Origin of the sequence: Methanoculleus sp. UBA208, assembly GCF_002498065.1 — an archaeon.
Taxonomy (GTDB): Archaea; Halobacteriota; Methanomicrobia; order Methanomicrobiales; family Methanoculleaceae; genus Methanoculleus.
Window position 1 is genome coordinate 1 of record NZ_DAFZ01000071.1, and the last position, 14,728, is coordinate 14,728.

At 61.6% G+C, this 14,728-nt stretch carries 13 protein-coding genes and 1 rRNA gene; 9 read left to right on the forward strand and 5 right to left on the reverse strand.

Annotated elements, in window-relative coordinates; all coding sequences use genetic code 11:
• The 4 genes from BRA62_RS07600 to BRA62_RS07615 all read right to left on the reverse strand — a co-directional run.
• A 16S ribosomal RNA gene (locus tag BRA62_RS07600) occupies window positions 1-704 on the reverse strand; the annotation flags it as partial.
• 1,041 nt (window positions 705-1,745) lie between these two features.
• Window positions 1,746-2,510, reverse strand: a complete 765-nt coding sequence (locus BRA62_RS07605; RefSeq protein ID WP_292365971.1) for a segregation/condensation protein A — start codon at window positions 2,508-2,510, stop codon at window positions 1,746-1,748.
• On the reverse strand, window positions 2,503-5,949 hold the full coding sequence (smc, locus tag BRA62_RS07610; RefSeq protein WP_292365972.1) for a chromosome segregation protein SMC: 3,447 nt from the start codon (window positions 5,947-5,949) through the stop codon (window positions 2,503-2,505). The genes BRA62_RS07605 and smc overlap by 8 nt, the downstream gene beginning before the upstream one ends.
• 25 nt (window positions 5,950-5,974) lie before the next feature.
• Window positions 5,975-6,586, reverse strand: a complete 612-nt coding sequence (locus BRA62_RS07615; protein WP_292365973.1) for a DUF7518 family protein — start codon at window positions 6,584-6,586, stop codon at window positions 5,975-5,977.
• Window positions 6,587-6,777: 191 nt separating this feature from the next.
• Here BRA62_RS07615 and glyA point away from each other — a divergent pair, with 191 nt between their 5' ends.
• Genes glyA through cofE form a run of 4 tightly spaced genes read left to right on the forward strand, consistent with a single transcriptional unit; the run spans window position 6,778 to window position 10,491 of the window.
• Entirely contained in the window at window positions 6,778-8,049 is a 1,272-nt protein-coding gene (gene glyA, locus BRA62_RS07620; RefSeq protein WP_292365974.1) for a serine hydroxymethyltransferase, read from the forward strand.
• A complete protein-coding gene (folD, locus tag BRA62_RS07625) occupies window positions 8,046-8,879 on the forward strand; it encodes a bifunctional methylenetetrahydrofolate dehydrogenase/methenyltetrahydrofolate cyclohydrolase FolD (protein ID WP_292365975.1) in 834 nt (277 codons plus the stop codon). Before glyA ends, folD begins: the two co-directional genes overlap by 4 nt.
• The gene (folP, locus tag BRA62_RS07630; protein WP_292365976.1) at window positions 8,873-9,688 is read left to right on the forward strand and encodes a dihydropteroate synthase; all 816 of its coding nucleotides are present in this window, start codon (window positions 8,873-8,875) and stop codon (window positions 9,686-9,688) included. Before folD ends, folP begins: the two co-directional genes overlap by 7 nt.
• Window positions 9,685-10,491, forward strand: coding sequence for a coenzyme F420-0:L-glutamate ligase (cofE, locus tag BRA62_RS07635; protein ID WP_292365977.1), 807 nt, complete (start codon window positions 9,685-9,687; stop codon window positions 10,489-10,491). The genes folP and cofE overlap by 4 nt, the downstream gene beginning before the upstream one ends.
• Here cofE and cofC read toward each other — a convergent pair.
• Window positions 10,417-11,064 (reverse strand): 2-phospho-L-lactate guanylyltransferase, encoded by a 648-nt coding sequence (cofC, locus tag BRA62_RS07640; RefSeq protein ID WP_292365978.1) that lies wholly within the window; start codon window positions 11,062-11,064, stop codon window positions 10,417-10,419. The two genes, cofE and cofC, sit on opposite strands and share 75 nt — an antisense overlap.
• A 433-nt stretch (window positions 11,065-11,497) precedes the next feature.
• Here cofC and cofG point away from each other — a divergent pair, with 433 nt between their 5' ends.
• Genes cofG through BRA62_RS07665 form a run of 5 tightly spaced genes read left to right on the forward strand, consistent with a single transcriptional unit; the run spans window position 11,498 to window position 14,512 of the window.
• Window positions 11,498-12,493 carry a 7,8-didemethyl-8-hydroxy-5-deazariboflavin synthase CofG gene (gene cofG / locus BRA62_RS07645; protein WP_292365979.1) on the forward strand — a complete coding sequence of 332 codons (996 nt, stop codon included), beginning with the start codon at window positions 11,498-11,500 and terminating at the stop codon, window positions 12,491-12,493.
• 42 nt (window positions 12,494-12,535) lie between these two features.
• On the forward strand, window positions 12,536-13,261 hold the full coding sequence (purC, locus tag BRA62_RS07650; RefSeq protein ID WP_292365980.1) for a phosphoribosylaminoimidazolesuccinocarboxamide synthase: 726 nt from the start codon (window positions 12,536-12,538) through the stop codon (window positions 13,259-13,261).
• The gene (gene purS / locus BRA62_RS07655) at window positions 13,258-13,500 is read left to right on the forward strand and encodes a phosphoribosylformylglycinamidine synthase subunit PurS (protein WP_292365981.1); all 243 of its coding nucleotides are present in this window, start codon (window positions 13,258-13,260) and stop codon (window positions 13,498-13,500) included. Before purC ends, purS begins: the two co-directional genes overlap by 4 nt.
• Before the next feature lie 3 nt (window positions 13,501-13,503).
• Window positions 13,504-14,220 carry a phosphoribosylformylglycinamidine synthase I gene (purQ, locus tag BRA62_RS07660; RefSeq protein ID WP_292365982.1) on the forward strand — a complete coding sequence of 239 codons (717 nt, stop codon included), beginning with the start codon at window positions 13,504-13,506 and terminating at the stop codon, window positions 14,218-14,220.
• A gap of 10 nt (window positions 14,221-14,230) precedes the next feature.
• A complete protein-coding gene (locus BRA62_RS07665) occupies window positions 14,231-14,512 on the forward strand; it encodes a ferredoxin-thioredoxin reductase catalytic domain-containing protein (RefSeq protein ID WP_292365983.1) in 282 nt (93 codons plus the stop codon).
• Window positions 14,513-14,728: the final 216 nt, after the last annotated feature.

Sequence of the window (14,728 nt, forward strand, 5' to 3'; positions counted from 1 at the left end):
CAGCTTTCGTCCCTCACTGTCGAAGCCGTTCTGGTGAGGCGCCTTCGCCACAGGTGGTCCCTCGAGGATTACAGGATTTCACTCCTACCCCCGAAGTACCCCTCACCTCTCCCGGTTCCAAGATTGCCAGTATCTCTTAGACGCCTGACGGTTAAGCCGTCAGATTTCCCAAGAGACTTAACAACCCAGCTACGAACGCTTTAAGCCCAATAAAAGTGGCCACCACTCGAGCCGCCGGTATTACCGCGGCGGCTGGCACCGGTCTTGCCCGGCCCTTTCTTCAGGTGTTTTTTAGACACCTGGACAGCCTGCATATACAGGCACTCGAGGTTCCCTTATCACGGTTGCCCGCATTGTAAAGTTTTCGCGCCTGCTGCGCCCCGTAGGGCCTGGATTCGTGTCTCAGAATCCAACTCCGGGCTCTTGCTCCCACAACCCGTACCGATTACTGGCTTGTTGGGCCGTTACCCCAACAACAACCTAATCGGCCGCAGATCCATCCTAAGGCGTCGGAACTTTGGGTTACAAAGCATTCCAGCACCTGTAACCTATAGGGTATTATCCCCAGTTTCCCGGGGTTATCCCCTTCCTTAGGGCAGGTTATCCACGTGTTACTGAGCAGTACGCCGAGGGCCGAACCCTCTCGACTCGCATGGCTTAATCGAACCCCGATAGCAGTGACCTCTGGCAGGATCAACCAGAATTTGGAAGTAATGCACACTACTAAACTTGGGAGGAATTAGCGGTTACTGAACAAATTTCCGCATTGCCAATGCCAACGTCAGAACCAACCCGCTCAATGGCGGTCGCGTTGATTCTCCATCAACAGGAAAACAATGTTTATTTTGTAAATATTTAAACATGTGTTTCCTGTATCGGATCCGAGTCAGACTCGGATCTTCATATCCTTTGATTACAGGGAAACCCGACCCGAATCAGACCAGGTCGCTTCACCTGCGCAGGAATTAATGTTTGTATTTCATTACATATAAACATTCCCATCCTGCTTCAGGCCCGTTCCGGAAATTCAGAGCGAATTCCCGACCCAATCGCGGAGCACGACCAGGGATTCGAACCCCGGTCGCCCCGCTTCACCCGTGCAGGGATTAATGTTTGCGAGTTATCGCATATAAACATTGTGTTCCCGCTTCAGGGCCCGGGCCAGGAACCCATCGCATATTCCCGGACCGATCGCATCAGGACGCCCGCATTGTGCGGGCGCCGATACATCTTGTGAGAATACCCGTTGAATCTCCGGACATATAAACATTGTCAACCCGTATCAGACCCAAGTCGATGCTTGGGCCCTCACAACGGTTGAAGGGGCACAGACCAGACCACCCGGAACGGGCTGCACGGTCCGACGCCCTGACAACACAGCCTTGCAATGTTGTCACCAATGCTATATAAGCATTCCCTCGCTTCGTCAGGTCCAAGCCATATGCTTGTACCCCCACATGCATTGGAAGTTTCGGCCATTCTGCACAAAAATGCAGAATCCAGCACGAAATTTGCTTCCAACTTGACTACTACATGTTGTTGCCGGAGGTATTTATACATTTACCCCGGCCCCGCGTAAAAAACGGCATCCCGTCATAGAGCAACCCGGAGTTGCCGCACAGATGCCCACAATGGGCACCCGAAGCGCAGAAAATACTGCTGCGCGCGCAATGCCCCGGAGCCCGGGTACGACTGGACGGTCAACAAAACAGCAGGATTAACGACACAATATCGGCACGCGCTCATCAGGCAGAGGGCGACTCGGCACGGGGGTCCTCTTCGACGCCACTCTCAGGAATCCGGTCGCCGACATAGATCTCGCCGAAGAACTCGTCCTGCCAGAGCGCGAGTTTGCCCTCAAGCATCAGGAACAGGAGCGGGATGTAGACTTCGCGGCGGGTCCGCCCCATCGTTCCGGATAAGTCGCCGAGGGTCAGGATATCCCCGTTCCGGGCGGCCCGTCGGAATTCCTCCATCACGACCGAGACCGCATTCTGGTATCCCTCATCGTGCGCTACCGCCACCACGTCCCCGGCGTTGAGGTCGAGATCCGGTTCGCGGGGCACAGACACCCTTCTGCGCTGCTTGCGGCGCTGCTCCTTCTCCGCCGTCTTCAGTTGCTTGATGAGTTCGTAGAGCGTGACCGGCGGGCGTTTCCGCAGGCTCTTCCTTCCTAAGCGGCGCTGGATCTCCCGCTCCAGGCGGCCCATCGGCTCAAGATCGCCGGCCGACTCGAAGTCGAACCCGAGATCCGCGAACGGCTCGTCTTCATCGTCCGCAAACAACTCTTCATCCTCTTCGCCGTCCCATCCGTCGAGATAATCCGACTTCAGGCGCAGCAGACAGGCAGCATAAAAGAGCGTCCTCCCCGAGACCCGGAGATCCAGTTCCTTGCGTCGGTCGAGCTCGGCGAGGAAGCGATCCGTCACATCCACGATATCGATGTTCCAGGGATCGACTTCTCCGCGCTCGGCCATGCCCGCCAGGATCTCGACAGGTTCTTCATCCATTGTTCTGCACACCGGTCACGTAGGTGCTCTTGTCGGGACGGATCGTCACGCCCACGATGCGGTCGGCGCGCTCGATCATGGGCTTTCGAAGCGAGACGATGATCGACTGCGCGCTCCCGGAGAGTTCGTTCATCATGGAAGCAATCCGGCCGACGTTGTTCCCGTCGAGGAACATATCGACTTCATCGAGTGCGTAGAACGGCGCGGGCATGTACTGCTGGATGGAGAAGATGAACGCGAGCGTGGTAAGCGACTTCTCGCCCCCGGAGAGTGACGAGAGGAGATGGACCTTCTTGTCGCGCGGCTGCACGGCAAACGTCATGCCGCCGGCAAACGGGTCCTCCTCGTTGTCGAGGATCAGCCTCCCGCTCCCGTCGGTCAACCGCGCGAAGATATCCCGGAAGTTCGTGTCGATCGCGGAAAAAGCGGTCATGAAGGCGTCATACTTCATCTTCTCATACTTCTCGATCCGCTCGAGAAGCATCATCCGCTCCCGCGAGAGCACCTCCTTCTTCTCGGTCCTCTCCTCGACGCGGGCAGCGACCCGGTCGCACTCCTCGATCGCGAGCATGTTCACCGCACCGATCTTCTTTAGCGCCCGCTCGGCCTCCGCAATCCCGGCATCGATGGCGGCGAGGTCGAGATCGGTCTCCACGTCGCCGGCCTGCTCCCGGAGCACCGAAAGTTCTGCTAAGAGCGAACGTTCCCGCTCATCGAGGGCATCGATCTGCATCCGGATGCGTTCCGCCGCAGCCGAGAGCTCGATAGAGCGCTGGTCCAGCACCCTGATCTCCTCGAGGATCCGGTCCCGTTCTTCATGCAGGCCGGCGAGCTCGTCGGAGAACTCCTTCTGCCGCGCCTCGAGCTGCACGATCAGGCGGCGCTGATCCTCGATCTGCTCCTCTGTCGCCTTTATCTCGCTGTCGATCTCCTGGTTCTTCACCTCCAGGCGGCCCCGCTCCGCGGCGAGTTCCTCGATGCGGTTTGCGAAGTGCTGCCGCTCCCGTTTGGCATCGGTGATGTCGGCATCCTTGTTCCGGAGCCGGCGCTCGATATCCTCGACCGCCTTACGGAGTAACTCGTACTGCTCGGTGAGAACGGGAACCTCGGTATCGTCGAGTTTCTTCTTGAGGTCGTCGACCTCCGCCGAGAGCTGCGCGATCTCGCCGGCGGTCCGTTCGAGATCGGCCTCAAGCCGCGCAAGTTCCTCGCCGCCGGTCTTCGCGCTCTCGAGCAGGTCCTGCAGGGTCTCTCCCAGGGTCTGCCTTTCCCCCGCGAGCACTTCGGTGCGCTTCTGGAACTCGTCCACCAGCATGCGGTAGCGCGCAACCTGCTCGTCGATCGAACTCCGCTCAGCCCGTTTTGCCTCCGCAGCCACGGCAAGGCGGCCGATGGACGCCTCGATCTCCGCCGCCTCCGCTTCGAGTTCGGCAAGCGTCGCACGGACCCGGGCGATCTCGTCGTCGACCGCCACCCCGAACCCGCGGACCTTCTTCTTTGCCTGGGAGCCGCCGGTCATGGCGCCGCTCTTCTCGACGAAGTCCCCTTCCAGGGTGACCATCCTGTACCGGCCCATCAGCCGCCGCGCCCGCTCGAGGGTATCCACCACCACCGTCGCGCCGAAGACGACCCGGAACGCGCGTTCAAACGCAGGGTCGAACTCCAGGAGGTCGACCGCGTAGCCGACGATACCCGGGTCGGCCTCGAGCGGCGAGAGGATCGGGGGCCGGAGTTTGTTGAGCGGCAGGAAGGTGACCCGCCCGAGGCGGTTCTCTTTTAAGTAGCGGATCGCATCGGACGCCACCGCGTCGGTATCGACGATCACCCAGCGGAGCCGCCCCATCGCCGCCACATCGAGCGCGGTCGCGTACTCCGGCGGCGCGCGCCCGAGCTGCGCGACGATACCGTGGACGCCCTCCATGCCGAGGACGACATCCATCGCCTTCCCGCCGGCATCGCCGTGCGCCTGCTGCTGCGCCTCAAGGCGCATCAGGCTCTGCTCGTTCTCCCGGATCTCTTTCTTCAGTCGGTCGAGCGCCGACCGCCGCGCAAAGAGCGTACTCTCGGCCTCGGAGAGGTCGCGCTCGATCTGCCGCTTCTGCGCTTCGCAGTCGGCCATGCAGGAAGAATAGTCCGCGACCTGCTCCTGCTTGTTCGCGAGCTCCTCCTCGACCTGCTGGATGCGCGCGTCCAGACGTTCCCGCTCCGATGTCCGCATCCGGCTCTTCTCGATGAAGATGTCCTGCTCGCGGAGGATCTTCGCCCGGAGCTCCTTTTTGCTCTCGAGGTCCTGCAGCCGGGCGAAGAGCTGGTCCTTTATCCCCTCGACCTCCTTGCTCTCGCTTGCGATACGCTCCTCGACCGCCTTCATCTCGTCGCGCTGCGTCGCGAGTTCCATGGCAAGGTTCGCCCGGTCGATCGAGAGGTTGCGGATCTGCCCGGCGCATTCCTCGACTTTCGCCTCGGCACGCTTGCTGTCCATGTAGATCCGCTGGACCGCCTCGAGGTTCTCGTCCCGGCTGACCTTCAGCCGCTCGATGGTCTTCTCACCGAGCTTGATCGCGCCCCGCGCCTCTTCGAGCCGCCCGACGAGTTCGAGGTACTCGGGGCCGCTTTTATGGTTTATCTCCTCGTCGACGGCCTGCTGGCGCCCGCGCGCCTCCTCGATGCTCGCGCGGACAGTCTCAATCTCGCCGGCGTTGCGCTCGAGCGCTGCCTGCTGGTCGTGCGCGAGATCGTGGAGAGTGCCGATCTCCTGCTCTTTCTGCCGGACGAGCGCCGCCCCCCGGCACTGCCCGAGGTGTTCCAGTTCTCCCTGCCACCGCCGGTACTCCACCGCCTGCTCGCGCTCGTGCTGGAGCGCATCCAGCCTCGCCACGAGCTCGTTTAAGAGGATCTCCTCACGCTCGAGCCGTTCCCGCACGACTTCAAGTTCCGAGAACGCCTGTCCGCGCTTGTGATCGAACTCGGCGACACCCGCTATCTCGTCGATGATCTTTCGCCGCTCGCCGTCGGTCATCTCCATGATGCGGGTGATATCGCCCTGCATCACGACGTTGTAGCCTTCGGGCTTGATTCCGATCTTTGCCAGGAACTCGATGACGTCGCCCTGTTTGCAGAGGCGGTTGTTGAGATAGTTGTAACTGTAGTACCCCGTCGGCGTCCGCTTGATCCGGCGGCGGATCGTCGTGCCGTCCGAGAACGTGACCGTCACCTCGGCGGTGTTCTTCCCGGAGTTGACGTTGATGAGATCGGTCAACTTCTCGGCCCGCAGCCCCCGCGCACCCGAGAGGGCCAGGACGAAGAGGATACTGTCGATGATGTTACTCTTTCCGGATCCGTTCGGGCCTGAGACGACTGTAAATCCTTCAAAAAAAGGAATTTTCGTCTTTCTTGCGAAAGACTTGAAGTTGTCTATCTCAAGCTGCGTGATGTACAAGGACGAGACTCCCTTAACCTACCGATCAAAGGTCGACCGTGTCGTCCTCTTCAGCCTGGATGACATCATCCACCGGCCGTTCCTTCTGCTCGACGAAGAGCTTCCGTTCGGACGACTTGCCGCCTTTCATCCGGCCTTTCGCCGGGGTGCTCCGGGATCCGGTGCTGGCGACGATGTACTCCGAGGTTCTCCTCGGCTCCGGTTTCAGCGTCCCGTCGTTCTGCATGATGAGTTCCAGATCCTCATCTTCCGGGGCGGGCGTGGCCGGATGCTTCTCTGCCGGACGCGCGGGGCTCCGGGGTTCGGCGGCACGCGCGGGCGGGGACTCGGCGCCGGCGCGGGGCTCAGTCTGGAGCGTGGCCTCGGCTTTCTTCTCTGCGGCAACCACCGGCTTCTTCCGGCGTTCCTCGACGTCCCGGGAGAGTTTCATCGCCACGGACTTGACATCCAGAATCTCTTCCGTCAGGCCTTTCACCAGCGCCTCGAGCTCCCGTACCTTCCGCTCCAGATCGCGCAGGCGTTCATCTCCCGTTTCCGATGCCGGCCGGTGTGTATGCTCCTTCATCGTCTCCATCTCCTTTTCGCGCTCCGCAAGTTCTCGCTCAAGAAACCGTATCCTCGCATCTTTCTGCGCCATTATCTCCCTCAAGCTAATCCTTGATAATAATTACGTAATAATATTACTATAGATTGCCCAAAAGAAGAATTATTACATTTTATCCGGGATGCTGTCGAGAGGAAAAAACGGCAGGTGCCGTACAGGCAGCCGTCATACACAAACACGTATAAAAGAAAGAATATTACCTCACCGCGGCAACCTTTTTCTGCATGTCTAGTCTGGCAAACTTCGATCCAGAAGTCGCGGGCCTCATCGAGAAAGAGCGCCTGCGTCAGATCAATGGGTTGGAATTGATCGCCTCCGAGAACGTCGTGAGCAAGGCAGTCCTCGAGGCGATGGGTTCTATAATGACCAATAAATATGCCGAGGGGTACCCCGGCAAACGCTACTACGGAGGTTGCGAGTTCCATGACGTCGTGGAGAACCTGGCGCGCGACCGGATGTGTGAGCTCTTCGGGGCGGAGCACGCAAACGTCCAGCCGCACTCGGGGAGCCAGGCAAACCAGGCGGTCTACTTTGCCCACCTCGCCTATAAAGACAAGATCATGAGCCAGAGCCTCACCCAGGGCGGCCATCTCTCCCACGGCTCGCCGGTCAATATCACCGGACGCTGGTACTCCATCTTCCACTACGGCGTCGACCCCGAGACAGAGACGCTCGACTACGCGGCAATCGAGGACCTGGCACGGATGGTGAAGCCGCAGATGATCGTCTGCGGTGCGAGCGCTTACTCGCGCGAGATCGACTTTAAGGCCTTCCAGGAGGTCGCGGACAGCGTCGGCGCACGGTGCATGGCCGACATCGCCCACATCGCCGGACTCTGCGCGACCGGATACCACAACTCTCCGGTCGGGGTCGTCGACATCGTGACGACGACGACGCACAAGACCCTGCGCGGCCCCCGCGGCGGGGCCATCATGTGCAGCATGGAGGATGCCCAGGCAATCGATAAATCCATCTTCCCGGGCATGCAGGGCGGCCCGCTGATGCACACCATCGCCGCAAAGGCGGTCTGTTTCAAGGAAGCCCTGACCCCTGCATACAAAGACTACTGCGGGCAGGTCGTCAAGAACGCAAAGACGATGGCCAACGTCCTAAGCCAGGAAGGGCTCGACCTCGTCTCCGGCGGCACCGACAACCACCTCATCCTGCTCGACCTGACCGGGGTCTCCACGAACGGCGAGCACCTCACGGGCCTTGCGGCCGAGACCGCGCTCGGCGAAGCCGGCATCACCGTGAACAAGAACACCATCCCCCGCGAACAGCTCAGCCCCTTCGTGACGAGCGGGCTACGGATCGGCACGCCGGCGGTCACCTCCCGCGGCATGAAAGAGGAGGAGATGAAACAGATCGCCTACTGGATCGCCCGTGTCGTCAAGGATATCGCGAGAGACAGGACATCGAAGAAGGCGATCGACGAAGTGAGAGAAGAGGTTATTGCTCTCGCGAGCAAGTATCCCCTCTACCCTGAAGTAGTATGATACTCGACGGCAAAGCGGTCTCGGAGAAGAGGCTTGAGCTCCTCAAGGAGAGAATAGAAGAGTCCGGGCTCTATCCGCGCCTCGCGACCGTCATCGTGGGCGAAGACCCCGGATCGCAGATGTACGTCCGCATGAAGCACCGGGCGTGCGAACGGGTAGGGATCGGGTCGATCGGGATCGAGCTCCCGGCGGACGCCTCCACCGAGCGGGTGCTCGAGGCGGTCGCGCGCCTCAACAACGATCCGGATATCAACGGCATCCTGGTCCAGCTGCCGCTCCCGTCGCAGGTGGACACCACCCGCGTTATCGATGCGGTCGCACCCGAAAAGGACGTGGACGGGTTCCACCCCTGCAACCTCGGCAGGCTGCTTGCCGGAACGCCGGTCTTTGCCCCCTGCACCCCGCAGGGGGTCATGACAATCCTCGAGGAGTACGATATCCCGACCGAAGGCCGGCGGGCGGTCGTCGTCGGCCGGAGTATCGATGTGGGCAGGCCCATGGCCGCCCTGCTCCTGAACGCCGACGCGACCGTCACCATATGCCACTCGAAGACGAGGAACCTCGAGGCCGAGATGAAAGGAGCCGACATCCTGGTCAGCGCCGTAGGAAAAGCGAAATTTGTCGGACCGGACATGGTGAAGGAAGGCGCGACGGTCATCGATGTCGGAATAAACTACGATGAGCAGGGCAAACTCTGCGGCGACGTCGACTTCGAGGCGGTGAAAGACCGGGCGGGAGCGGTAACCCCGGTCCCCGGCGGCGTCGGCCCCATGACGATCGCGACGCTGATGGAGAACACCTTCAGGGCGGCCAAGTTGAGGACATGCTGAAACAACACTGCACGGTAAACCGCCTCCGGATAGGTAGCGGCGCTCCCGTTCGCCTGATGGGCGTCATCAACTGCAGCCCCGAATCGTTCTACCGGGGCTCCTATACCCCGGTCGGGCAAATCTACGACCGGGCCCTTGCGATGCTTGATTCGGGCGCCGATATGATCGACCTCGGGGCGCGGAGCACGGCCCCGGGCTCTCCTGCCATCACCGTCGCCGAAGAAGCGGCACGGATGGATGCGGCTCTCTCAGAACTCGGCGGGACCGGGATCACCATCTCGGTGGATACCCGGCACCCGGAGGTGCTCGAGGTCTGTCTCCGCCACGACGTCCATGCGGTGAACGATATCTCCGGGCTTGCCGACGAGCGCTATGCGCGGGCGGTCGCCGACTCCGGGCTGCCGGTATTCGCGATGGCGAGTTTCCGGCAGCCCGGCGACGCCGTCGGACTTGCCGCCACACGTGAAGCCCTCGAAGCGGTCGTGAAGAGGTGCGCGCTTCTCGGGATAGATGAATATGTCCTCGACCCCGCCGTCGGGCGATGGACCCTTGAGCGGACGAGCGAGGATGACTGGGAACTCTGCCGGAACTTCTCCTCGTTCCTGGCCTTCGGCCGCCCGGTGCTCGCCGCGGTCTCAAGGAAAACGTTCATCGGGGACCTGCTCGGAAGAGGGCCCGAAGACCGGCTCGCGGGCACCCTCGCGCTCACGGCGATGCTTGTTGCGGCAGGAGCCGCAGTGGTGCGGAGCCACGATGTTGCCGAGACAGCCGACCTCCTGCGGGTTTATGAGACGATGAGGCAGAAATGACACCACCATCGTTCTCGGTTTACGGCCTTGCAACCCCCCTGCTCAGCCCCGGCGACGATATGGCGGCGCACATTCTTTCGGCCGCCGAACGCTCGGAGTGCCGGGGCTTTGAAGACGGGGATGTCGTGGTCGTTGCGGAGTCGGCTCTGGCCACCGCTGAGGGGCGGGTCGTGAGGCTGGCCGATATCGAACCGTCGGCAGAAGCCCTCCGGCTCGCCGAAGAATACCACATGGACCCCCGCCATGTCGAGGTGGTGCTCCAGGAGAGCGACCGGGTCGTCGGGGGCATCCCGGGGTTCCTGCTCTGCATGAAGAATGGGACGCTTCTCCCGAACGCCGGGATAGACGCCTCGAACGCCCCGGAGGGGTCCGTTGTCCTCCTGCCCCTTGATGCGGACGCATCCGCGGCGCGTATCCGTGCCGCGATCGCGGAGCGATCGGGGGCCGATGTCGGCGTCATCGTCGCCGATTCCCGGACGCACGCGATGCGCCTCGGATGCAGCGGGGTCGCCATCGGGTGTTCGGGCATCCCCTCGGTGATCGATGAGCGCGGAAAAAAAGATCTCTTCGGCCGCGAACTCGAGGTCACAAAAAGGGCGGTGGCGGACTGCATCGCATCGGCCGCCGAACTCGTGATGGGGGAGGCAGGCGAGTGCGTCCCCGCAGCAGTGGTGCGGGGGACCGGGCTTCCCGTCGGCGATGACGCCGGGGTCGCCGCCATCGACGCTTCAGAGTGCCTCTTCATGGGGGTCGCGCTGCACGCCGACCCGTCCCTTCTCGTCGATGGCGATAGAAAATCCTGAACTCTCCAGGAACTCCCTGCTTTTTCTCCCTTTTCCGTGGATGAGGATCTCGACCAGGTCTTCCTTCTCGTCGACGTCGGTCGACATCCTAAACGAGTCGATCACCTCGACGGAGAAGCCGCACTCTGCTGCAACCCGCAGGTGGTCGAGGAAACTTGCGCCGTAGAAGTCGGCACGGAAGCACTGCGGCTTTTTGAGGAATATGACGTTCGTCCCGCCGCCCCGGCCCGGAACGATGGCCATATCCTTCTCGGTGCGGATCAGCCGCTGGATATCCCCGGCGGTCACCAGGGGGAGGTCGGCCATGATGATGAGCGCCGGGCAGTGGAACTGCCCGAGCGCCCAGTTGATCGCTTCGTTCAACGACTCCTTCCTGACGGCGACGAGCGCGTTCTCGTGTTTGAAGGGGTGGGTGCAGAGCAGGGTGGCGCTGCACCCGGACTTCTGCACGGAAGCGATCACGTCCTCAAGCATCGCCCGGGCGAACGCCTCCCGCTCTTCCTGGTTGAGGATGCAGGAGAGGCGCGTCTTGGGGTTTATGGGCTTAAAGGGGATGAGCGCGTGGAAGTACATCGCAAAACGGTTGTCGGGGCAGTATCAAAAAGGCATCGTTTCCAGTGCGGCGGGGACTGGCTGGCTCAGGCTCTGGAGAATACCTCCACCAGGTCGTATCGCCCACACCCATTGACTACCCGGTAGTATCGGGGGATTGAAAAGCACTTCCGGAGGAGGCATCCCTGCATCGTCGCGCGAGGGTGCATCGGGAGTCGTTTCGCACCTGGCGGTGCTCATGCTCCGTTCCTGCGGAACATCGTTGCTCGAAAACGCTTCGCGTTTTCTCGGACTCCGTCCCTTAGGAACGTCGTTACTCACACCTGGCGGTGCTCGAACTCCTTCCCCTGCGGGGAAGTCGTTACTCGAAAACGCTTCGCGTTTTCTCAAACTCCGTTCCCTTCGGGAACATCGTTTCCCGAACCTTCATGTGGGGAGGTGCCGAAATATATCCATGCACCGCCGCGTGATCACCTTCTCAAGGAACGCGTTTCTTCCCCTGACGACGGTCTGCGTAAACCGCTGCGGCTACTGCTGTTTCCGCACCCCCGTGCGGGAGGGGTGCATCATGCCTCCCGATGAAGCGATCCGGACCCTGGAAGCGAGCGCGGCCCTCGGCTGCACTGAGGCGCTCTTCACCTTCGGGGAACGGCCGGGCGGGGTGTCCGGCTTTGCCGAAATGCTCGGGCGGCTGGGCTACGCAGATATCCTCGACTACGTCTACGACCTCTCCCTTGCCGCCATCGAACGGGGGCTCCTGCCGCACACCAACGCCGGCATCCTCACCTACGCCGAACTCGACCGGCTCCGCGAGGTGAACGCGAGCATGGGGCTGATGCTCGAGACGACCGCGGACGTCGCCGCGCACCGGGATTCCCCGGGAAAGGACCCGGCGGTCCGGATCGAGATGATCGAGAACGCCGGGAAACTCTCGATTCCGTTCACGACCGGCATTCTGGTCGGGATAGGCGAGACGATGGAGGACCGCGAGGAGTCGTTTGGGGTCATCCGGGACCTCCATGCACGGTTCGGCCACATCCAGGAAGTGATCGTACAGAACTTCTGCCCGAAGCCCGGAACTCCGATGGAAGACACCCCGGTGCCCGATACCGAAGAGTTCTGTGCGACGATAACCCTTGCCCGGGAGGTCCTCCCGGCGGACGTGGCGGTGCAGATACCCCCGAACCTCGCGGACGCAGGCTACCTGGTCGGGTGCGGCGTGGACGACCTCGGCGGGGTTTCCCCGCTCACCATCGACTACGTCAACCCGGAGCACCCCTGGCCGCAGATCGAAGAACTCAGGAAGGTGGCCGGCGATGCCGAACTCCGCGAACGGCTCTGCATCTACCCGCAGTACATCAAGAAGGGTTGGTACTCCCCCCTGCTCGAACCCCTGATCCGGCAGCTCGCGGAGAGGATTGCGGCACCGGGCGGGGGCCGGGGTGCATAACCTCATCATTTATCCCGACAACACATATCAGGAGATTTGGCCATGAAACAGGTTGACCTCCTCTACACAGGGAAGGCTAAGTCCGTCTATCGCACAGACGACCCGGAAGTGTACATCATGAAGTTCCGGGACGACATCACGGCGTTCGACGGCGAGAAGAAGGATACCCTGGGCGGCAAGGGGAGATATAACACAGAGGTCTCGTCTTTCTTCTTCAGGTACCTGGAAGATCACGGGATCCGGACCCACTACCTCGCAAGCGTCGAGCCCGCCGTCATTGCCGTGCGGAGCCTCACGATGATCCCGCTCGAGGTGATCGTCAGGAACGTCGCGGCCGGGTCCATCGTGCGCCGGTACCCGTTCCGGGAGGGAGAACCGCTCGACCCGCCGGTGATCATCATCGACTACAAGAGCGACGCTCACCACGACCCGATGTTGAACGACGACCTGATCTACGCTCTCGGGCTTGCCACACCCGAGGAACTCGACCAGATCAAGGCCACGGCACTCGCGATAAACGAGCTGCTCTCGGAGTATCTTGACCTGCGCGGCATCACCCTGGTCGATTTCAAGATCGAGTTCGGCCGTTACGAGGGAGAGATCGTCGTCGGCGACGAGATCAGCATGGACTCGATGCGGCTCTGGGACAAAGAGACCGGAACGTCTCTTGATAAGGACGTTTACCGTTTCGGTAAGGGGGACGTCATGGAGACCTACGCCGCCGTCGCGAAACGAATACTCTCCCCACCATGGGGTGAACCTGCATGAAGTACAACGTAACCATCACCATTGGACTCAAAGAGGGAATGCTGAACCCCGAAGCGCGTGCCATCCAGCACGCCCTCGCGAACCTGGGGTTCCCGACCGAAGACCTGAGCACGGCGCGGCTCTTCCGGATCACGCTCGACGCACCGCATGCAGCGGCGGCAAAGAGAGAGGCAGGACAGATGTGCGAGCGGCTCCTCGCAAACCCGGTCATTCATCACTACACGATCGAGGTCGAGTGAGGCATGAGGTTTGCTGTGGTACAGTTCGGCGGCAGCAACTGCGACCGGGACACCTATCACGTCCTCGCGGACGTCTGCGGGGTGGATACGGACCTCGTCTGGTACAAGGACGGTCTTGCCCGGCCCTATGATGCCGTGGTGCTCCCGGGGGGGTTCTCCTACGGCGACTACCTCCGGGCGGGGGCCATCGCCGCCCGGACCCCGATCATGGCCGAACTCATCAGGCACGCGAAGAGCGGGGGACTGGTCCTCGGGATCTGCAACGGCGCGCAGATCGGCTCGGAGGCAGGACTGGTCCCGGGCACCTTCACGCTGAACGCTTACCCGAAGTTCATCTCGCGGCACGTCCACCTCCGCGTCGAGAACGCCACCTCCCCGTTCACTGCATTCTACCGGGAGGGAGAGGTGATCCGGGTGCCGATCGCCCATAAGGAAGGGCGGTACGTCGCCCCCGGCGAGGTGCTCGCACGGCTGAATCGGGAGGGAAGGGTCGCGTTCCGGTTCTGCGACGAGCAGGGCAACGTAACCCCGGAGAGTAACCCGAACGGATCGGCGGAGAACATCACCGGCGTCCTCTCTGAGGCCGGAAACGTGCTTGCGATGATGCCGCATCCCGAGCGGGCGAGTGAATCCGCGCTCGGATCGGAGGACGGTGTCAAAATCTTTAACTCGATGATGGCCTATATCGAAGAGCACGGGCGTCGGAGAGCCATGCACTAGGAGTCCTGTCATGACCGAAGAAGGGATCGAAGAGGCGCAAGCCGGGGCAAAGGAGTACGCGAAGGAGAAAGGCTACGTGTTGAACGTCGACGAGAAACAACTCTCGGCCGTCCTTCGCGGGCTTGCCCGGAACAAGGAGCGGTTCGGGGCGGCATACTGCCCCTGCAGGCTCCGGAGCGGGGACCCCGAGAAAGACCGGATCATCATCTGCCCCTGCATCTACCACGAGAAAGAGATCGAAGAGCAGGGAACCTGCCACTGCAGGCTGTTCTTCAAGAAGAAATCCGAATAACTTTTTTTACGTCCCGGCAGCCGTGCTGCGCACTTCGCGCATTTGGTGCTTGAACTCCGTTCCTCTAGGAGCGGAGTTCTCCGGTGCTCGTGCTCCCGCCCTTCAAATCTGTTGATTCCTTGCAGTTACACATAGCACGGCTTCCGTGGGGATATCGCGACTGGGGGTGGGGCTGACGGGGAGGGGGGGCGAGCCCCCCTCCCCTGTCTCCATCGC